The organism is Brevundimonas sp. (genome assembly GCF_036402095.1).
In the GTDB taxonomy this organism is placed as follows: Bacteria; Pseudomonadota; Alphaproteobacteria; order Caulobacterales; family Caulobacteraceae; genus Brevundimonas.
Window position 1 is genome coordinate 1 of sequence record NZ_DASWTO010000009.1, and the last position, 19270, is coordinate 19270.

A 19270-nucleotide genomic window follows, 5' to 3' on the forward strand; every position below is an offset into this window, starting at 1 on the left:
CGCGTCCATCTCGGCGAGATCGCTCTGTTCTGGCGTCCGCCCGTCCTTCGCCAGCTCCGCCTCGATGAAGGCGAAGCGGCGGACGAAGTTGGCGGTGGTTCCGCGCAGGGCGTCCTCGGGCTCGCCGCCCAGCGTGCGGGCGAGATTGGCCATGACGAAGAGCAGGTCGCCAATCTCCTCCCGGGCCTTCTCTACCTCGCCGGCTGCGAGTTCGGCGCGAAGCTCCGCCACCTCCTCGACGAATTTGTCGAACACCTCGTCGGTCGAGGGCCAGTCGAAGCCGACGCGGGCGGCCCGCTTCGTCAGCTTGGCGGCGCGGGCGAGGGCGGGCAGGCCGACGGGGACGTCGTCCAGCACGCCGTGCTGCGCCTTCGCCGTGCGCTCGTCGGCCTTGATGTCCTCCCAGCGGGCCTTCTGGGCGGCGCCGTCGCGCTTGGCCGCCTCGTCCCCGAAGACGTGCGGGTGGCGGCGCTCCAGCTTGTCGGCGATGGCGTTCGCCACGTCATCGAAGGCGAACAGGCCCTGCTCCTCGGCCATGCGGGCGTGGAAGACGACCTGGAACAGCAGGTCGCCCAGTTCCGACGTCAGCTCGTCCCAGTCGCCGCGTTCGATGGCGTCCGAGACCTCATAGGCCTCCTCCAGCGTGTAGGGGGCGATGGTCTGGAAGGTCTGTTCGACATCCCACGGGCAGCCGCCGACCGGGTCGCGCAGCCGGGCCATGATGGCGTTGAGCCGATCGACAGGACTCACACGGCCTCTCCGTCGCGCGCGGCCAGTTGCGCCCGGATGTCGGCGTGCTTCTCCGGGGTCAGCGGGTAGATGCGCAGCACCAGGGCCGAGATCAGCAGCAGCACCACGGGGGCGGCGATGAACAGCCACTGCAGGCCGAGGATCACGTCTGGATCGTTGACCGCGCCGGGGGCGGCGTCGAAGCCGATCCACTCCAGCACGGCGAAGGCGCCGACCGAGACGGCGTAGCCCAGCTTCGAGGTGGCGTTGAGGATCGAGAACAGCAGGCCGGTCCGGTCCGCGCCGACATCGAGCCGGATGGCGTCCGAGGCGTCGGCCATCATGGCGCGCAGCAGCAGGTCCGCCGCCCCGAAGGCGAGGCCCGCGCCGAACATCGCGCCGATAGCGGCGGGGAAATTCCCGGCCGGGACCAGCAGGGTGGCGGCGGCGAAGCTGACGGCGAAATAGACGCTGCCGACGGCCAGGGCGCGGTGCTTGCCCATGCGGGTGGCCAGCCAGGCCCAGAAGGGCGCGCCGACCAGGCCGGCGACGAAATAGACCAAGAGCAGGATGGAGGTCTGCGGGCGCTCGAAGCCCCGGGCCTGCTCGAAGAAGTAGAAGAACAGCACGCCGATCAGGCCGCGCGCGGCGCCCAGCATCAGGTCCGACAGCAGCAGGCGGCGCAGCACCGGCTTGGCGATCAGCGCCAGCGTGGCGCCCAGACCGCCGTGCGGCGGCGGGGTGACGTTCTTCGGCTCGGGCGTGAAGACGAAGGTGATCAACAGGGCGATGGGCAGAAGAGCGACGATGAAGCCGCCCTGCATCCGCACGGCCTCGACATAGGTGTAACCCATGGCCTGCGCCCCGACCGGGATCAGCAGCACCGCCAGCACGCCGATGATGTTGGCGACCTGCCAGAAGCCGTAGATGCGGGAGCGCTGGTCGTAGTCCGGCGACAGCACCGAGGCCCAGCTCATCTGGCTCAGCAGGCTGATGGAATAGCCCAGGTACATGACGACCAGCCACACCGCGAGGTGGGTGGCGCCGGCTCCCCGGCCGACGAAGAACAGCATGGCCACCGAGCCCATCAGGATCGGCGCGCCGATGGCCATCCACACCCGGTAGCGACCCCATTTCGTCGAGGTCCGGTCGATGACCATGCCGAGGAACGGATCGACCACGATGTCGGCCAGCCGCACGATCAGGAAGATCAGGCTGACCGCGGCCAGCGGCACGCCGACGTGGCTGGCGTAGAACTCGGGCAGGGTGACGTAGACGGGCAGGCCGAGCGCGGCATAGGGCAGGCAGCTGGCGGCGAAGGCGGCCAGGGTCGCGTTGGAGCGCCGGACCGGCGCCAGCGGCGCACGAGAGGGCGGGGCAGGGGCGTCTGTCATGGACGGGTCCGGGAGCGCGGCGGATGAGTCGCCCGCAGCGTCACCATGCCGACTTTGAGCCTCGCGCGCGAGCCGTCCCGCGCCATGAGGGCCGATGCGCGAAGGGCCTTGCGGTCGCCATATCGCTGGGGTCACCATCGGAAGATGTCGAAGCGCGTCCTCCTGTCGATGCTGGCCGCCCTGCCGCTCCTGCTCGGGGCCGTTGCGGGGGCGGGCGAGGCGCGCGCCCAGGGCCGGCCGGGTCCCGCCGAGGTCTGCGACGCCGGGGCCCTCGAATGGGGCGCGCCCGCCCTGGCCAACGCCATCTCCCACTATTCGCTCGAATGGACGCCGTTCGGGGCGACCGAATGGGGCTGGGAGACCTATCTGCCGCTGATCCAGAAGGAGCTCGGCACCGATTGCGCGCCCGGCTCGCCGGTCTTCGCCCGCGCCCTCGCCGAGTTTCAGTTCGCCCACGCCCTGCCGGCCACCGGCTGGTTCGACCCGGCGACGTTCCAGGTGTTCCGCGGCGTCTGGCAGGAGCGCCGGCCCTTCATCATGGCCCGGGTCCGCGATGAGCCCTGTCCTGAGCCGCCGCCGCTGTATCAGCTCGGCTATCTGGTCGAGGCGGAGGAACACGCCGACCGCCTGACCCGCCTGCTGCGCCGCGACGTGCTGGACGCCTACAGGCGACTCGTGGCCGCGGCGCGCGAGGAGGTGCCCGAGGTCGCGGCGGACCCCGAACTGCTGCAGATCTTTTCGGGTTTCAGGGACCCCGAGGCGGACGCCGCCCGCTGCGCCGCCCAGGGCAATTGCGACGGCCTGCGCCGCGCCGTCTGTTCGCCGCACCGCACCGGCACGGCGGTGGACCTGTACGTCGGCCAGATGGCCGGTCTCGGGGTCGACAACACCTCGCCCGCGAGCCGGCTGCACATGACCCGCAGCGCGACCTACCGCTGGCTGGTGCGCAACGCCGGGCGTTTCGGTTTCGTGCCCTATGTCTATGAACCGTGGCACTGGGAGTGGGTCAGCCCGACCGGCGACTATGCGGTGACCGCGGCGGCGCCATGATCCGGCCGTTGACCCCCGGAGAGGCCGGGCTCGCGCGGGAGGCCTTCGGCGAGCACCTGCGAACCGACACCGTCCGCTTCCTGCCCGCGCCCTGGCCGTTCGACCGCGCCTTCGTGCCGGGCCGCTGGTTCGGGCGGGAATGGATCGTCTGGCCGCGCCGCACCCTTCCGGCCGACCTCGCGGACGCCCCGCTTCGGACCCAGGCGGTGCTCATTCACGAGCTGACCCACGTCTGGCAGGCGCAGCAGGGGGTGAACATGCTGACCGGAAAGCTGAAGGCCGGCGATCGGCCGGGCTCGTACGAATACCCGGTGGGCATGGACTGCGCCTGGGGCGACCTGAATATCGAGCAGCAGGCCATGGTGGTGGAGCACCGCTTCCGGCTGGTCCGCGGCGGATCGGCCCCGGCGGACGCGGACTTCTACGACCGGGTGTGTCCGCTGGGTCCGCGGATCAAGATCTGAAGCCGGACTTGCGGCGACCGGCCCGGGCCCCATATCCGGCACTGCGATTGTTACAGATAGACAGGCCGATTCATGTCACCCCTCCCGGAACGCCAGCCCGCGATCTTCTTCGGGCACGGCTCGCCCATGAACGCCCTTGGCGGACCGTATGCCGACGCCTGGCGGACGCTGGGCCGCGCGCTCGGCAAGCCGAAGGGCGTGGTGATGGTTTCCGCCCACTGGGAGACCGACGGTCCCGGCGTCACGGCGCAGTCCTGGCCAGAAACCATCCATGATTTCGGAGGCTTTCCTGCGGAATTGCATGCAATGCAGTATCCGGCGCCGGGGTCGCCCGAACTCGCGGCGCGGGTCTCGGCCCTGAGTGGGGCGACGCCCACGGACCAGTGGGGCCTCGACCACGGAACCTGGTCGGTCCTGGCCCACGTCTGGCCCGAAGCCGACGTGCCCGTGGTGCAGCTGTCGCTGGACCGCCGGCTGGACGCCCGGGGCCATTTCGATCTGGCCCGGCGGCTGACGCCCCTGCGCGACGAGGGGGTGATGATCGCCGGATCCGGCGACTTCGTGCACAATCTCCGCACCTGGAAGCGGTCGGGCGGAGACCCGTACGACTGGGCGACGCAGTTCAACGAGGCGGTCAAGGCGGCGCTGCTGCGCGGTGACGACGACGCCCTGGTCGACTGGGTCGGCCTGGCCGGGGACGCCCAGCTGAGCGTGCCGACCGACGAGCATTTCCTGCCGCTTCTCTACGTCGCCGCCCAGCGCCTGCCGGGCGACGACGTCAGCTTCTTCAACGACGTCATCGAGGGCGGATCGATCTCGATGACGGGCGTGCGGATCGGCTAGGACCGGCGCCGCATGGCGTCGACGCTCCACGGCCCGGGACCGGCGGCCACGAAATACAGGAAGACGAAGCAGTAGAGGACGATGGTCTCGCCGCCGTTCACGATCGGGTACGGGCTCTGCAGACCGTGCGCATACCAGTAGCCGACGGCGCAGAAGCCCGAGGCCAGGAAGGCGACGGGCCGGGTGAACAGGCCGATCAGGAACAGGGTCCCGAGCACCAGTTCAAGCGGGCCGGACAGGCCGGCGATGCTGAGGCCCGGTGGGGGCAGGCCGTCCATGGGCGGAAAGCCCAGCACCTTGGCCACGCCGTGGCTGACGAACAAGAGGCCGGTGACGATGCGCAACAGGCTGAGGAGCTGCGGCTGGTAGGCGGAAAACCGGTCGAACATGGAAACCTCCCTGGGTGGGGCGGCTATTCTGCAACGGAGTCGGTGTCAGTTACAACAAAATGTCCGCGGCCGGACCCTAGGCGGCCTTGTCGAGCTCGACCATCTGCTGGATGGCGACATAGTCGGTCTTGCCGGTGCCGAGGACCGGGACCTCGCCGACGCGCATGATCTTCTTGGGCACCGCCAGTTCCGGCGCGCCGTGGCTGCGGGCCCATTCGGCGAGGCGTGCGACGTCGGCGTCCTTGCGGTCGGTGACCAGAACCAGCTTCTCGCCCTTGCGGCTGTCGGGCACGGAGACGACGGCGTGGCGCGCCTCGGGCCAGACCGCGCTGGCCAGACCCTCGACCGCGGTCAGCGACACCATCTCGCCGCCGATCTTGGCGAACCGCTTCACCCGTCCGAGGATGCAGACATAGCCGTCGTCGTCGATCGCGACGATGTCGCCCGTGTCGTGCCAGCCGCCCTCGAGCGGCTCGATCTCCATCGGATCGTCCGCAGACAGATAGCCCTCCATGACATTCGGGCCGCGCAGATAGAGGCGGCCGCCCTCGTCGATGCCGGGGACAGGCTCCAGCCGCCACTCCATGCCCGGCAGCATCTGGCCGACCGTTCCCGGACGGTTCCGGTCCGGATGGTTGACGGCGACGACGGGCGCCGCCTCGGTGGCGCCATAGCCCTCCAGCAGCTTGAGGCCGCGGAAGCGCGTGTTGAACAGGTGGTGGGTCTCGTCGCGCACGCGCTCGGCGCCCGCCACGACAAATTCCAGCGTGGCGAAGTCGTCGGGACCGGCGACCCGGGCATACTGGTTGAGGAAGGTGTCGGTGGCGAACAGGATCGAGGCCTTCACCTGCGGCAGAAGCTCGACGATCTGCTTGGCGTGCAGCGGCGAGGGATACTGGAACGCCTTCATCCCCTGCAGCAGCGGCAGCAGCACCCCGCCTGTCAGGCCGAAACAGTGAAAGGTCGGAAGCGGGTTGAACATCACCCACTCGGGCTTCAGTTCGATGTGCTGGGCCACCTGACGGCAGTTGGCGACGAGGTTCGACTGGCTCAGCACGACGCCCTTGGGCGCCCCGAAGCTGCCCGAGGTGAACAGCACCACCCCCGGCGAGGAGGGCTCGGTCTTCACCCGGAAACGCTTCGGCATCAGGCCGGCCATCAGGCCGTAGAGCTTGTCCGGCAGGCCGATCGACTTGCGCACGTCATCGAGCCAGACCACCTCGGCGACGCTCCCGATATGGCCGATCAGCTCCTCGAGCTTCGCCTGCTGAATGAAGCGCTGCGCGGTCAGCACCTTGCTCACGCCGGCGGCCTTGATGGCGGCCTTCACGTTGCGCTCGCCCGAGGTGAAATTCAGCATCACCGGCACCCGGCCGTGAGCGTGCAGGCCGTAATAGGTGACCACCACCCCCCTGCTGGACGGCAGCAGGATGCCGACGCGTTCTCCGACCCCGGTCAGGGCGGCGATCTTGCGGCCGAGCACGAAGGCGGCGCGGATCAGGCCGGTGTAGGTGAGGGGCTTGCGATCCTGGTCCTCCAGGATTTCCTTGTCGCCGTAGGTGTCGCGGGCCGCGATCAGGGCGTCGAAGACGGTTTCCTCGACGGCCTTGGGGTCCAGGGGTACGCGCAAAGACATCCTCCGTGGCGCGGTGGCCGCGCCTTGTCCGAACGCTCAAACTAGAGCGGCGCTGCAGGGTTGAAAAGATGTGTTACCGGGCGTGAGGCCGGGCAGCGCCTTGCCTTCGCCACCCGGAAAGACGACATAGCGGTCTCGCAACGCCCCGGAGCCCGCGACGCCTTGGTCACGCTGATCGACACCCTGACGAAGACGCCGGCCGAGTTGCGTCACCCGGAAAAGCAGAACCGGCCCGAAAGCGCCGTGCTGAAGAAGCCCGACTGGCTGCGCGTCAAGGCGCCCGGCTCGGGCCAGTACAACGCCACCCGCGCGATCGTGAAGGAGAAGGGCCTCCACACGGTCTGCGAGGAAGCGGCCTGCCCGAACATCGGCGAGTGCTGGAGCCAGAAGCACGCCACCCTGATGATCATGGGCGACACCTGCACGCGGGCCTGCGCCTTCTGCAACGTCAAGACCGGCCTGCCTGACGCCCTGGACGCCGAAGAGCCCGCCAAGGTCGGGCTGGCGGTGCAGCAGATGGGCCTGAACCACGTGGTCATCACCTCGGTGGACCGCGAGGACCTGTCGGACGGCGGCGCGGCCCACTTCGCCGAGGTGGTGCGCCAGATCCGCCTGCAGGCCCCGGGCACGCCCATCGAGATCCTGACGCCCGACTTCCTGCGCAAGGACGGCGCGGCCGAGGTGGTGATCGACTCCACCCCCGACGTCTTCAACCACAACCTCGAGACCGTGCCGCGGCTGTATCTGAAGATCCGGCCGGGGGCCCGTTACTTCCACAGCCTGCGCCTGCTGCAGATGGTCAAGGAGCGCGACCCCAACCAGTTCACCAAGTCCGGCATCATGGTCGGCCTTGGAGAAACCCGCGAAGAGGTCATGCAGGTGATGGACGACATGCGCTCGGCCGGCGTCGACTTCATCACCATCGGCCAGTACCTGCAGCCGACCCGCAAGCACGCCGCCATCGAACGCTTCGTCACGCCGGACGAATTCAAGGCCTATGAGGCGATCGCCCGGGCCAAAGGGTTCCTGATGGTGTCGTCGTCGCCCCTGACCCGCAGCTCGCACCACGCCGGCGAGGACTTCGCCCGGCTGAAGGCGGCGCGGCTGGCGCAGACGGGCCGCTGAGCCGCCTTTGGCCGTCCACCGCGTCACCAAAATCCTGCCCTACCAGCCCGACCAGCTCGCGGCCCTGGTCGCCGACGTGCGCGCCTATCCGGAGTTCGTGCCGTGGGTGTCGTCGATGCGGGCCTGGGGCGAGCGGGAGGAGGCGCCGGGCGTGACGCTGATCGACGCCGAGGCGGCGGTCGGCTTCTCCTTCCTCAAGGAGCGGTTCTCGACCTGGGTCCGGCATGACCGTCAGGCGCCCAAGGTCGAGGTCGGCCTGCTGCGCGGCCCGTTCCATCACCTGCGCAACCGCTGGGAATTCTTCCCGCACCCGCAGGGCACGCGGGTCGAATTCTTCATTGACTTCGCCTTCAAGTCGCGGCTGCTCGACATGATGCTGCAGGCCAATTTCGACCGCGCGGTCGGCAAGCTGATGCATTGTTTCGAGGCCCGGGCGGCGCATCTGTACGGTCCGAAACCGTGAGCTTCGACTTCGACGCCGTGGTCGTCGGGGCCGGGGCGGTCGGCCTGGCCTGCGGACGCGCCTTGACGAAGCGCGGGCTGTCGGTGCTGGTGCTCGAGAAGGAGGCGCACATCGGCCAGGGCGTGTCGTCGCGCAACAGCGAGGTCATCCACGGCGGCCTCTACTATCCGACCGGTTCGCTGAAGGCGCGGCTGTGCGTCGAGGGCCGGAGGGCGCTGTACGCCTTCCTCGACAGCCACAAGGTCGACTACCGCAAATGCGGCAAGCTGGTCGTGGCCACCGAGGCGGCCGAAATCCCGCGCATCGAGGCCATCTTCCAGCAGGCCGCCGCCAACGAGGTCGAAGGCCTGGAACACCTGTCGGGTGAGCAGGCCCGGGCGCTGGAGCCCGGGTTGAACGCTCACGCCGCCCTCCTGTCGCCCGAGAGCGGCGTGTTCGACAGCCACGGCTACATGCTGGCCCTGCAGGGCGAGATCGAGGACGCCGGCGGGTCGGTGGTGGTCTCCACGCCGTTCGAACGGGCCGAGCCGCTGCCGGGCGGCGGCTTTACGGTCACGGCGGGCGGGGAGGGTGGGGCGACCCTGACTACCCGGCTGCTCGTCGCCGCGGCCGGTCTCGCGGCGCAGGATGTCGCCGGCCGCATCGGCGGCTATCCCGCCGACCAGATTCCGCGGGGGCATTTCGGCAAGGGCGTCTATTTCCGGCTGACGGGCAGGGCGCCGTTCGAGCGGCTGATCTATCCGCCGCCGATCCCGGGGGCGCTCGGCACCCACTATCGCAGGGATCTGGGCGGCCAGGCGGTGTTCGGGCCGGATCTCGCCTGGGTCGAAGCCGAGGACTATTCGGTGGATCCGGCGGGGGCGGCCGGGTTCGAGCGCTACATCCGCCGTTTCTGGCCCGGGCTGCCGGAAGGCGCGCTGACGCCCGACTACGCCGGCATCCGGCCCAAGCTGCACGGCCCAGGCGAACCGCAGCCCGATTTCCAGCTGCGCGGCCGGGATGACCATGGCATCGACGGGCTGGCGGCGCTGTTCGGAATCGAGAGCCCGGGGCTGACCAGTTCCCTGGCCATCGGCGAGGCCGTCGCCGAAAGGCTGCGCCATGACTGACATCGTTTTCCGCGACGCGACGGCGACGGACATTCCCGTCCTGCATCGCCTGATCGAGAGCGCCTACCGCGGCCCCGCCTCGCGCGCGGGGTGGACGACGGAGGCTGAGCTGCTCGGCGGCCAGCGCACCGATCCGGACGATCTGGCGGCGATCCTCGCTGATCCGGCGCAGGCGATGCTGACCGCCTGGCGGGACGGCGAACTGGTCGGTTGCGTGCTGATCGCCGATCGCGGCGGCGGGACGGGCTACTTCGGCATGCTGGCCGTCAACCCGACGCTGCAGAGCGGGGGATTGGGCCGCCGGCTGGTCGAGGCGGCGCACGAGAGCCTGGCCGCGCGCTTCGGGGCCCGCCGCGCGCGCATCTCGGTCTTTCCGCAGCGCGAGACGCTTATCGCCTGGTACCGGCGGCTCGGTTATGAGCCCACCGGCGAGACCCTGCCGTTTCCCTATGACGAGCCGCGGTTCGGCCTGCCGCTCCGGGACGATCTGCATTTCATCGTCATGGAGCGGGCGCTGGCTTGACCGTTTCCGCGGCAAGCCCCACTCGCTGGACATGGAACTTCACACGCCCCGGCTGACCTTGCGCTCCGCCCGTGCAGACGACCTGCAGGACCTGCACGCCGTCCTGTCGGACCCGCGGACGACACGCTGGTGGTCCACGCCGCCGCACGAGAGCCTCGAACAGACCGCCGCCTGGCTGCACAGCATGATCGCCAACGGCCCGGATCACCCGGATTTCGTCATCGAGCGCGACGGACGCGTGATCGGCAAGGCGGGCTTCTGGAAGCTGCCCGAGGTCGGCTACATCCTGCATGCGGACCACTGGGGGCAGGGCCTCGCGGGCGAGGCGGTCACGGCGGCGATCGATCATGTCTTCGCCACCCGCGACATCGACGACCTGACCGCCGACGTCGACCCCGACAACGCGGCGTCGATTCGCCTGCTTGAGCGGCTCGGCTGGGTGAAGACCGGCTTCGCCGAACGCACCTGGCACGTCGGCGGCGAGTGGAAGAACAGCCTGTACTATGGCCTTTCACGCGCGGACTGGAGCGCGCGTCTGCAGACTTGAACTCCCCGGCGGGTTGAGGCATAAGCCCGCGCTCACGTGGCGGCTCTTCCGGGGGCCGCCGCAATTGTTTTCGCGCTTTCGGTCTGCGGACCCCGGGCGCCCGACCTTAAGAAGATTGAGACGGACATGGCCGTTCCGAAGCGCAAAGTATCGCCCTCGCGTCGCAACATGCGCCGCGCCCACGACTCGCTGGGCACGAACGCCTACACCGAGGACAAGGACACGGGCGAGCTGCGCCGCTCGCACCACATCGACCTGAAGACCGGCACCTACCGCGGCCGTCAGGTCCTGACGCCGAAGGAAGACTAGGTCTTTCGACCGGTCCGGGCCCGGCCCGACGAAGCTTTGACGGCGCGCGAGTAGCCTCGCGCGCCGTTTTCGTGCCTTGTATCCGGCATCGCAACGCTGGAGACCGCCATGATCCGCCTTGTCGCCCTCGGTTCCGCCGCTGTCCTGTCGCTCGCAGCCTGCAACGCCCCGCCGCCGGAGCCCGCCGACGCGCCCTCCGGGCCGGCCGCCCCGACCAGTCCGATGGAACCGGGAGCGGCCGTTTCAGCGGCTGAAAAACTGACCGCGCAAGGCTTTGGCCCGCTGCGCATCGGCATGACGAGGGCCGAGGTCGAGGCGGCGCTTGGTCCCGACTCCGACCCCGGGGCGGTGGGCGGACCTGACCCCGAATCCTGCGACATGTTCCGTCCGGCCCGCGCGCCCGAGGGCCTTCTGGTCATGGTCGAGGACGGCGTCCTGACCAGCGTCTGGCTCAGCCGCAACACCGCCGTCGAGACGGACCGGGCGCTGAACATCGGCGACCCGGCGGCCGAGGTGAAACGGGTTTACGGCGCGGCGGCCGAGGTCGTCCCGCACAAATACGCACCGGCCCCTGCGGAATACATCACCGTCTGGTCCACCGCCGATCACCAGAGCCCGGCTGCGCGGGGCCTGACCTACGAGATTGGACAGGACGGGCGGGTGGAATCCATCGCCGGCGGCGGCCCCAGCATCCAGTACGTCGAGGGCTGCGCCTGAAGCCGCGGGCGCGGTTGGCGATTCGGAAGGCGTTGGGCTAAACCCCCGCCTTCCGATCTTTCTCCCTGACAGAGCCGTCCCATGACCGACATCGCCGACATCGTCGCCCGCCAGATTCTCGACAGCCGCGGCACTCCGACGGTGGAGGTCGACGTCATCCTCGACGACGGCAGCTTCGGACGGGCGGCCGTGCCGTCCGGCGCCTCGACAGGCGCGCACGAGGCGGTCGAGCTGCGGGACGGCGACAAGGATCTGTGGGGCGGCAAGGGCGTCGGCAAGGCGGTCGACGCCGTCAACGGCGAGATCTTCGACGCTCTCTCGGGCATGGACGCCGAGGACCAGCGCCGCATCGACGAGGCCCTGATCGGCCTCGACGGCACGGCCAACAAGAGCCGGCTGGGCGCCAACGCCATCCTCGGCGTCAGCCTCGCCTGCGCCAAGGCCAGCGCCATCTCCTCGGGCCTGCCGCTGTACCGCTATCTCGGCGGCGTCTCGGCCCGCATCCTGCCGACCCCGATGATGAACATCATCAACGGCGGGGCGCACGCCGACAATCCGATCGACATCCAGGAGTTCATGATCCTGCCGACCGGCGCGGACAGCTTCTCCGAGGGCCTGCGCATGGGGTCCGAGATCTTCCACGCCCTGCGCAAGCAGCTGAAGGACGCCGGCCACAACACCAACGTCGGCGACGAGGGCGGCTTCGCGCCGAACCTGGCCTCGGCCGAGGAGGCGCTGAGCTTCATCACCCGGGCGGGGCAGGCGGCCGGCTATCTGGCCGGCGAGGACTTCCACCTCGGTCTCGATGTGGCGGCGACGGAATTCTTCAAGGACGGCAAATACGTCATGGCCGGGGAGGGCAAGACGCTCGAGGCCGACGCCATGGTCTCCTACCTCGCCGACCTGTGCGAACGCTTCCCGATCGTCTCGATCGAGGACGGCTGCGCCGAGGACGACTTCGACGGCTGGAAGCTGCTGACCGACCGTCTCGGCGACCGCGTCCAGATCGTCGGCGACGACCTGTTCGTCACCAATCCGGCCCGTCTGGCCGCCGGCATCGGCGAGGGCCTCGCCAACTCCATCCTGATCAAGGTCAATCAGATCGGCACCCTGTCCGAGACCCTGGACGCCGTGGATATGGCGCACCGCGCCGGCTACACGGCGGTGATGAGCCACCGTTCGGGCGAGACCGAGGATTCGACCATCGCCGACCTCGCGGTCGCCACCAACTGCGGGCAGATCAAGACCGGCTCCCTGGCCCGCTCGGACCGTACGGCCAAATACAACCAGCTGCTCCGCATCGAGGAGATGCTGGGCGACCAGGGCGCCTACTACGGCGACGGCATGCTGCTGAAGTAGGTTCAGCGGCCACGGTCAAGCTACGGTTCGTTAGGCATTTTCGGTCAGGACTCGTCAATCACGAGTTCACGCTCAGAAGGAGCGTCCGTCAGTGCCCGAGCGGATGAAGCCGTATTTCCCGTCAGCCATGCTTCTGCTGCTGATCGCCTATCTGGGCGTTCAGGCCCTGACGGGGGAACGCGGCCTGCTGAGCGGCGGCGAACGCGACGCCATGCTGCTGCGCCGCGAGGCCCAGCTGGCCGGGATCCTGGAGCAGCGTCGCGATCTCGAAATCCGCGTCCGCTACCTGCGCACCGACAGCCTGTCGCGCGATCTGCTCGAGGAACGGGCGCGCGCCGTGCTGGGCTTCGCCGATCCGCGCGACTACGTCATCCGGGTCTCCGCGCCCGCCTCCGAAGCGGCTCCAGCCCCGCGGGCGTGAACTTTCGTTACAGCTTCACCGGCGCGCTTTGCGTTTCGGGAACGAAGGCTGCTAAAGCCCCTTTCCGTAACGACAAGAGGCCCCGAGACCGCGGCCCAGCCGGGAGATGACGGATGGCGAAAGCCCCCGCCGCCAAAGCTGATTCCAGCAAGGCGACCAAGTTGCCCAATACGCCGACGGCCTCGAAGGAGGACCTGCTGCGCTTCTATCGCGAGATGGTGCTGATCCGCCGTTTCGAGGAGCGTGCAGGCCAGCTGTACGGCATGGGCCTGATCGGCGGCTTCTGCCACCTGTACATCGGTCAGGAAGCCGTCGCCGTGGGCGTGCAGGAAAGCGTGCGCCAGGGCCACGACAAGATCATCACCGGCTACCGCGACCACGGCCACATGCTGTGCGCCGGCATGGACCCGAAAGAGGTCATGGCCGAGCTGACCGGCCGCATCGGCGGCTCGTCCAAGGGCAAGGGCGGGTCGATGCACATGTTCGACACCGCCACCGGCTTCTACGGCGGCCACGGCATCGTGGGCGCGCAGGTGGCGCTCGGCACGGGCCTGGCCTTCGCCGGCCGGTATCGCGGCGATGACTCGGTCGCCTTCGTCTATTTCGGCGACGGCGCGGCCAACCAGGGTCAGGTCTACGAGAGCTTCAACATGGCCCAGCTGTGGAAGCTGCCGGCCATCTACATCATCGAGAACAACCAGTACGCCATGGGCACGAGCATCGAGCGCTCGTCGTCCACGACGCAGCTCAGCGAGCGCGGGGCCAGCTTCGGCATTCCCGGCGAGCAGGTCGACGGCATGGACGTGCTGGCGGTGCGCGACGCCGTGGCCCGGGCGGTGAAGCGGGCGAGGGAAGGGGGCGGTCCCTTCATCCTCGAGATGAAGACCTACCGCTACCGCGGCCACTCCATGTCGGATCCGGCCAAATACCGTACCAAGGAGGAGGTCGACCAGGTCAAGACGACGCGCGACCCGATCGATCACATCAAGACCCTGCTGGCCGCCGCGAAGGCGACCGAGGACGAGCTCAAGGCCATCGACAACGAGGTGAAAGCCATCGTCGCCGAGGCGGTGCAGTTCGCCCAGGAAAGCCCGGAGCCGGATCCGTCCGAGCTCTACACCGACGTCTACGTGGAGGCCTGACTCGTGACCGACATTCTCATGCCGGCGCTGTCGCCCACGATGGAAGAGGGCACGCTGACCAAGTGGCACATCAAGGCGGGCGACACCGTGTCGGCCGGCCAGGTGATCGCCGAGATCGAGACCGACAAGGCGACCATGGAGGTCGAAGCCGTCGACGAGGGCGAGGTGCTGGAAATCCTCGTGCCCGAAGGGTCGGAGAACGTGAAGGTCAACACCCCGATCGCCCGTCTGGCGGGTGACGACGGGGCGGCCGCTCCGGCGCCGAAGACGGCCGGGCCCGCGCCCTCGCCCTCGCCCGAGCCGGCTTCCGACAAGTCCGGCGAGCCCGAAAAGAAGGACGTCACCGCCGCCGGCCCGAAGGTCGAACTGCGGGATCCGGAAATCCCGGCCGACGCCAAGCTGGTCAAGACCACCATCCGCGACGCCCTGCGCGACGCCATGGCCGAGGAGATGCGCCGCGACGAGGGCGTCTTCCTGATCGGCGAGGAAGTCGCCCAGTACCAGGGCGCGTACAAGGTCAGCCGCGAGCTGCTGCAGGAGTTCGGCGACAAGCGCGTAGTCGACACGCCGATCACCGAGCACGGCTTCGCCGGCCTCGGCGTCGGGGCGGCCATGGCCGGCCTGAAGCCGATCGTCGAGTTCATGACCTTCAACTTCGCCATGCAGGCGATCGACCACATCATCAATTCGGCGGCCAAGACGCTGTACATGTCGGGCGGCCAGATCCGCGCCAGCATCGTCTTCCGCGGGCCCAACGGCGCCGCCAGCCGCGTCGGCGCCCAGCACAGCCAGGACTATTCCGCCTGGTACGCCCAGGTGCCCGGCCTGAAGGTCATCGCCCCCTATGACGCGGCCGACGCCAAGGGGCTGCTGAAAGCCGCCATCCGCGATCCGAACCCGGTGGTCTTCCTCGAGCACGAGATGATGTACGGGCTCGAGTTCGACGTCCCCGAACTCGAGGACTACGTCGTGCCGATCGGCCAGGCCAAGGTCCGACGCGAGGGAACCGACGTCACCATCACCGCCCACAGCCGCATGGTCGGCTTCGCCCTGCAGGCCGCCGAACAGCTGGCGGGGGAGGGGATCTCGTGCGAGGTGGTCGACCTGCGCACCCTGCGTCCGCTCGACCACGAGACCGTCGTCGAGAGCGTGAAGAAGACCAGCCGCCTGGTCTCGGCCGAGGAAGGCTGGGGCCCGATGGGCGTCGGCGCCGAGGTGGTGGCCCGGGTCATCGAGCATGCCTTCGACTATCTCGACGCCCCGCCGCTGCGGGTGCATCAGGAAGACGTGCCGCTGCCCTACGCCGCCAATCTGGAAGCCCTGTCGCTGCCGGGCGTCGACAAGATCGTCGCCGCCGTGAAGCAGGTGATGGCATGAGCGAGGCCGAGGAGCACCAGCTGAAGACGCCGGCCAGCGTCGCCGCCGACGCGGAAGCCGTCGAGATCATCCGCGTCTGGTGGTCGAAGAACGAGCCGGTCATGTCGGTCAAACCCGCGTTCAACGACCCGCGGCGTTTCGGCCAGGTGCTGGCGCTGGCGGCCCGCCACATGGCCCACGCCTATGAGGTGCGGCACGGGCAGGACGAGAAACAGGCCTACAACAAGATCCTCGCGGGCATTTCTGACGTGCTGAACGGCCCCGCCGTCGCGACGGTCGTCGAGGACCAGCCAGGGAGCGCGCAATGACCGACATCCTGATGCCCGCCCTGTCGCCCACGATGGAGGAGGGCGTGCTGGCCAAATGGCACGTCAAGGTCGGCGACGTGGTCAAGGCCGGCGACGTCATCGCCGAGATCGAGACCGACAAGGCGACCATGGAGGTCGAGGCCGTCGACGAGGGCGAGGTCACCGACATCCTCGTGGCCGAGGGCTCGGAGGGCGTGAAGGTCAATACGCCGATCGCCCGGCTCAAGGATGAGGGCGGCGCGGCCGCTCCGGCGCCGAAGGCGGCCGCTGCGGCGCCGGCGGAGACCGCCAGGGCGGAGCCGGCGAAGGCCGAGGCCTCTCCGGCGCCCGCGGCGACGCCCAAATCCACCCCGGCGAAAGCTGACGGCGAGCGCGTTTTCGCCTCCCCGCTGGCCCGCCGCCTCGCCGCACAGACCGGCGTGGACCTGAAATCCGTCAAGGGCACCGGTCCGCACGGCCGCATCGTCAGGCGCGACGTCGAGAGCGCCGGCAAGGGCGGCGCCCAGCCGTCGGCCGCTGCGGCTTCGGCGCCGGCCGGGGAAGCCCGCAAGGTCCTGTCGCTGGCCCAGATGGGCATCCCGGACGGCAGCTACGACCTTGTGCCGCTGGACGGCATGCGCAAGGCCATCGCCCGGCGCCTGACCGACAGCTTCCGCGACGTGCCGCATTTCCCGCTGACCATCGATTGCGAGATCGACGGCCTGCTGGCCGCCCGCGCCCGGGTCAATGCGATGCTGGAGAAGGACGGGATCAAGGTCTCGGTCAACGACTTCGTCATCAAGGCCAGCGCCATGGCCCTGAAGGCCGTGCCGGAGGCCAACGCCAGCTATTCGCCCGAGGGCATCGCCCTGCACCACAACGCCGACGTGGCGATGGCGGTGGCGATCGACGGCGGCCTGATCACCCCGATCATCCGCAAGGCCGAGACCAAGACCCTGTCGCAGATCGCCACGGAGTCGAAGGATCTGGCCAAACGCGCCCGCGACCGCAAGCTTAAGCCGGAGGAGTTCCAGGGCGGCACTTTCAGCGTGTCGAACCTCGGCATGTTCGGCATCAAGGCCTTCGCCTCGATCATCAACGAGCCGCAGGGCGCGATCATGAGCGTCGGGGCAGGGGAGCAGCGGCCGGTCGTGAAGGGCGGCCAACTGGCGGTCGCCACGGTCATGACCGTGACCCTGACCTGCGATCACCGCGTCGTCGACGGCGCCATCGGCGCGAAATTCCTGCAGGTCTTCAAGGCGATGATCGAAGATCCTGTGACGATGCTGGCGTAAGGAAGAGACCGTGGCTGAATTCGACCTCATCGTCATCGGCTCGGGTCCCGGCGGCTATGTGGCCGCCATCCGCGCCTCGCAGCTGGGCCTGAGGACGGCCATCGTCGAGCGCGAGGCGCTGGGCGGCATCTGCCTCAACTGGGGCTGCATCCCGACCAAGGCGCTGCTCAAGTCCGGCGAGAAGTACGAGAGCCTGTCGCACCTGAAGGACTACGGCCTCTCGGCCGAGAAGGTCGGGTTCGACTTCGACGCCATCATCCAGCGCTCGCGCGGGGTGGCCGCCCAGATGAACAAGGGCGTGGCCTTCCTGATGAAGAAGCACAAGATCGAGGTGATCGAGGGCACGGCGAAGCTGGAAAAGGGCGCGGCGGCGCCGAAGGTGGTCATCGCCCTCAAGGCCGGCGGTTCGCGCACGGTCGAGGCCAAGACCGTCATGCTGGCGGTCGGGGCCCGCGCCAAGGCCATCCCGCAGATCGGTCTGGAAGCCGACGGCGACCGCATCTGGGCCTATCGCGAGGCCATGGCCCCGAAGAAGATGCCGGCGTCGATCGTGGTCATCGGTTCCGGCGCCATCGGCGTGGAATTCGGAAGCTTCTACAGGGCCTTGGGCGTGGAAGTCACCATCGTGGAAGCGGTCGACCGGATCATGCCGGTCGAGGACGAAGAGGTCTCGAAAGCCGCCCAGAAGGCCTTCGAGAAGCGCGGCATGAAGTTCCGCACCGGCTGCAAGGTCACGAAGGTGTCCAAGGGTGGGAAGGGCGTACAGGTCGCCATCGAGGCCGGCGGCAAGGCGGAGACGCTGGAGGCCGAGGTGTGCATCTCGGCGGTCGGCATCACCGCCAACACCGACGGCATCGGCCTGGAAGCGCTGGGGGTGGCCATGGACCGCGGCCACATCACCATCGACGGTCACTGCCAGACCAATGTGAAGGGGCTGTACGCCATCGGCGACTGCGCCGGCGCGCCGTGGCTGGCGCACAAGGCCTCGCACGAGGGCATCCACGCCGCCGAGCACATCGCCGGATACAAGACGCCGAACGTCCATTCGCCCATCGCCGGCTGCACCTACGCCCAGCCGCAGGTCGCCTCGGTCGGGATAACGGAGCAGGGCGCCCGCGAGGCGAAGCGCGAGGTGAAGATCGGCCGCTTCCCGTTCCGGGTGAACGGCAAGGCCGTCGCCGCCGGCGAGATCGAGGGCTTCGTCAAGACCATCTTCGACGCGAAGACCGGCGCCCTGATCGGGGCCCACCTGATCGGAGCCGAAGTCACCGAGATGATCCAGGGCTTTGTCACCGCCATCGCCATGGAGGCGACCGAAGAGGACATCCACGGCATCGTCTATCCGCACCCGACCATGTCCGAAGCCATGCACGAGGCCTCGCTGGACGCCTACCAGAGGGTGCTGCACCTGTAGGGATTCCGGGCTGGAACCCCGGCCGCCCGAGTCCTAGCGCTTCTTGCCGAGCTCGGCGGCGATGTCCTTGACCATGCGGCCGGCCTTGCGGTGGGCGGTGACGATCTGGTCGCGGGTCACGCCCCAGCGCTTCATCCAATATTCGACGGCCTGCCGCTCCGACAGGTCGAGCCGGTCCTTGTCGATGAAGCCGCGCTTGTCCTTCAGGCCCGCCATGGTCGCTCCTTGTGCCCGGGGATTGGTAGCGCGAGGGAGGGCGAATGGCGAGCACCAGAGCCGGATCCGTTGTTCGCCTAAGATATATTATGCGAAACTCGATCTGTGGGATGACCGCCGATAGCAGGATTTCCACACCACTTGCGTACCTTGCCGCCATCTCCTCGCATCACATCGAAGCAATGCGCTCAATCCGCCAGAGTTCAATCACCGCGATCAACTGGCGCGCGCGCCACACGCCGATCAGATAGAGACCCACGGCAAGGCTCATGGCCACGGCAAGTTGCCAGACCAGCATCTGATGGCCCTGGAAGAACCCGACCAGGCCGTCCGGCATCACCTCGGCGAGACCGAGAAGGATGGTCACCGGCACGCTGATGTAGACCAGGGCCACGAACTGGAACATGTGCTCGTGCCGTCTGAGGTTCAGCGTGGCGAGCGCCGTGACGCGGTCGACCTGG

The 19270-nt window shown here is 68.7% G+C and carries 23 protein-coding genes; 17 read left to right on the forward strand and 6 right to left on the reverse strand.

All coding sequences use genetic code 11. From position 1 onward, the window contains the following. Together mazG and VGD32_RS00665 are read right to left on the reverse strand one after the other, a co-directional pair. A partial coding sequence (gene mazG, locus VGD32_RS00660) for a nucleoside triphosphate pyrophosphohydrolase (RefSeq protein WP_331029980.1) occupies positions 1-750 on the reverse strand: 750 nt, incomplete at its 3' end. Then, entirely contained in the window at positions 747-2123 is a 1377-nt protein-coding gene (locus tag VGD32_RS00665) for an MFS transporter (RefSeq protein ID WP_331029981.1), read from the reverse strand. The genes VGD32_RS00665 and mazG, both read right to left, overlap by 4 nt. A 144-nt stretch (positions 2124-2267) precedes the next feature. Between VGD32_RS00665 and VGD32_RS00670 the strand changes: the two genes are divergently transcribed. The 3 genes from VGD32_RS00670 (at position 2268) to ygiD (ending at position 4480) form a co-directional block, all read left to right on the forward strand. Further along, positions 2268-3173: a D-alanyl-D-alanine carboxypeptidase family protein gene (locus tag VGD32_RS00670; protein ID WP_331029982.1), complete on the forward strand. Its 906-nt coding sequence runs from the start codon at positions 2268-2270 to the stop codon at positions 3171-3173. Further along, on the forward strand, positions 3170-3637 hold the full coding sequence (locus VGD32_RS00675; protein WP_331029983.1) for a hypothetical protein: 468 nt from the start codon (positions 3170-3172) through the stop codon (positions 3635-3637). The genes VGD32_RS00670 and VGD32_RS00675 overlap by 4 nt, the downstream gene beginning before the upstream one ends. A gap of 72 nt (positions 3638-3709) precedes the next feature. Beyond that, the gene (gene ygiD, locus VGD32_RS00680) at positions 3710-4480 is read left to right on the forward strand and encodes a 4,5-DOPA dioxygenase extradiol (RefSeq protein ID WP_331029984.1); all 771 of its coding nucleotides are present in this window, start codon (positions 3710-3712) and stop codon (positions 4478-4480) included. On the opposite strand, the gene VGD32_RS00685 is transcribed toward ygiD, so the two are convergent. Together VGD32_RS00685 and VGD32_RS00690 are read right to left on the reverse strand one after the other, a co-directional pair. Then, positions 4477-4869, reverse strand: a complete 393-nt coding sequence (locus tag VGD32_RS00685; protein ID WP_331029985.1) for a DoxX family protein — start codon at positions 4867-4869, stop codon at positions 4477-4479. The two genes, ygiD and VGD32_RS00685, sit on opposite strands and share 4 nt — an antisense overlap. 76 nt (positions 4870-4945) lie before the next feature. Continuing rightward, positions 4946-6505 carry an AMP-binding protein gene (locus VGD32_RS00690; RefSeq protein ID WP_414644306.1) on the reverse strand — a complete coding sequence of 520 codons (1560 nt, stop codon included), beginning with the start codon at positions 6503-6505 and terminating at the stop codon, positions 4946-4948. 162 nt (positions 6506-6667) lie between these two features. Here VGD32_RS00690 and lipA point away from each other — a divergent pair, with 162 nt between their 5' ends. The 14 genes from lipA to lpdA all read left to right on the forward strand — a co-directional run bounded on the left by lipA (position 6668) and on the right by lpdA (position 18593). After that, positions 6668-7630 (forward strand): lipoyl synthase, encoded by a 963-nt coding sequence (gene lipA, locus VGD32_RS00695; protein ID WP_331029987.1) that lies wholly within the window; start codon positions 6668-6670, stop codon positions 7628-7630. 7 nt (positions 7631-7637) lie between these two features. Next, positions 7638-8093 carry a type II toxin-antitoxin system RatA family toxin gene (locus VGD32_RS00700; protein ID WP_331029988.1) on the forward strand — a complete coding sequence of 152 codons (456 nt, stop codon included), beginning with the start codon at positions 7638-7640 and terminating at the stop codon, positions 8091-8093. After that, entirely contained in the window at positions 8090-9202 is a 1113-nt protein-coding gene (locus VGD32_RS00705; RefSeq protein ID WP_331029989.1) for an NAD(P)/FAD-dependent oxidoreductase, read from the forward strand. The genes VGD32_RS00700 and VGD32_RS00705 overlap by 4 nt, the downstream gene beginning before the upstream one ends. Continuing rightward, positions 9195-9725, forward strand: coding sequence for a GNAT family N-acetyltransferase (locus VGD32_RS00710; RefSeq protein ID WP_331029990.1), 531 nt, complete (start codon positions 9195-9197; stop codon positions 9723-9725). The genes VGD32_RS00705 and VGD32_RS00710 overlap by 8 nt, the downstream gene beginning before the upstream one ends. 31 nt (positions 9726-9756) lie before the next feature. Beyond that, on the forward strand, positions 9757-10272 hold the full coding sequence (locus VGD32_RS00715; RefSeq protein WP_331029991.1) for a GNAT family N-acetyltransferase: 516 nt from the start codon (positions 9757-9759) through the stop codon (positions 10270-10272). 126 nt (positions 10273-10398) lie between these two features. After that, positions 10399-10581, forward strand: coding sequence for a 50S ribosomal protein L32 (gene rpmF, locus VGD32_RS00720; RefSeq protein WP_324814960.1), 183 nt, complete (start codon positions 10399-10401; stop codon positions 10579-10581). 108 nt (positions 10582-10689) lie between these two features. Continuing rightward, entirely contained in the window at positions 10690-11298 is a 609-nt protein-coding gene (locus VGD32_RS00725; protein ID WP_331029992.1) for a hypothetical protein, read from the forward strand. Between the two features lie 81 nt (positions 11299-11379). Further along, entirely contained in the window at positions 11380-12657 is a 1278-nt protein-coding gene (eno, locus tag VGD32_RS00730) for a phosphopyruvate hydratase (protein ID WP_331029993.1), read from the forward strand. 103 nt (positions 12658-12760) lie between these two features. Next, entirely contained in the window at positions 12761-13078 is a 318-nt protein-coding gene (locus VGD32_RS00735) for an FtsB family cell division protein (protein ID WP_414644309.1), read from the forward strand. A 113-nt stretch (positions 13079-13191) separates the two neighbouring features. Next, positions 13192-14220 carry a pyruvate dehydrogenase (acetyl-transferring) E1 component subunit alpha gene (gene pdhA, locus VGD32_RS00740; protein WP_324775568.1) on the forward strand — a complete coding sequence of 343 codons (1029 nt, stop codon included), beginning with the start codon at positions 13192-13194 and terminating at the stop codon, positions 14218-14220. Between the two features lie 3 nt (positions 14221-14223). Further along, positions 14224-15597, forward strand: a complete 1374-nt coding sequence (locus VGD32_RS00745) for a pyruvate dehydrogenase complex E1 component subunit beta (RefSeq protein WP_331029995.1) — start codon at positions 14224-14226, stop codon at positions 15595-15597. Beyond that, the gene (locus tag VGD32_RS00750) at positions 15594-15905 is read left to right on the forward strand and encodes a DUF5076 domain-containing protein (RefSeq protein WP_331029996.1); all 312 of its coding nucleotides are present in this window, start codon (positions 15594-15596) and stop codon (positions 15903-15905) included. The genes VGD32_RS00745 and VGD32_RS00750 overlap by 4 nt, the downstream gene beginning before the upstream one ends. Next, a complete protein-coding gene (locus VGD32_RS00755) occupies positions 15902-17179 on the forward strand; it encodes a pyruvate dehydrogenase complex dihydrolipoamide acetyltransferase (protein ID WP_331029997.1) in 1278 nt (425 codons plus the stop codon). The genes VGD32_RS00750 and VGD32_RS00755 overlap by 4 nt, the downstream gene beginning before the upstream one ends. 10 nt (positions 17180-17189) lie before the next feature. Continuing rightward, a complete protein-coding gene (gene lpdA / locus VGD32_RS00760) occupies positions 17190-18593 on the forward strand; it encodes a dihydrolipoyl dehydrogenase (protein ID WP_331029998.1) in 1404 nt (467 codons plus the stop codon). Positions 18594-18626: 33 nt separating this feature from the next. Here the strand turns inward: lpdA and VGD32_RS00765 are convergent, their stop codons facing one another. After that, on the reverse strand, positions 18627-18809 hold the full coding sequence (locus VGD32_RS00765) for a DUF3606 domain-containing protein (protein ID WP_292113454.1): 183 nt from the start codon (positions 18807-18809) through the stop codon (positions 18627-18629). A gap of 169 nt (positions 18810-18978) precedes the next feature. Next, positions 18979-19270, reverse strand: a 292-nt coding sequence (locus VGD32_RS00770; RefSeq protein ID WP_331029999.1) for a hypothetical protein, incomplete at its 5' end; no start/stop codon positions are given.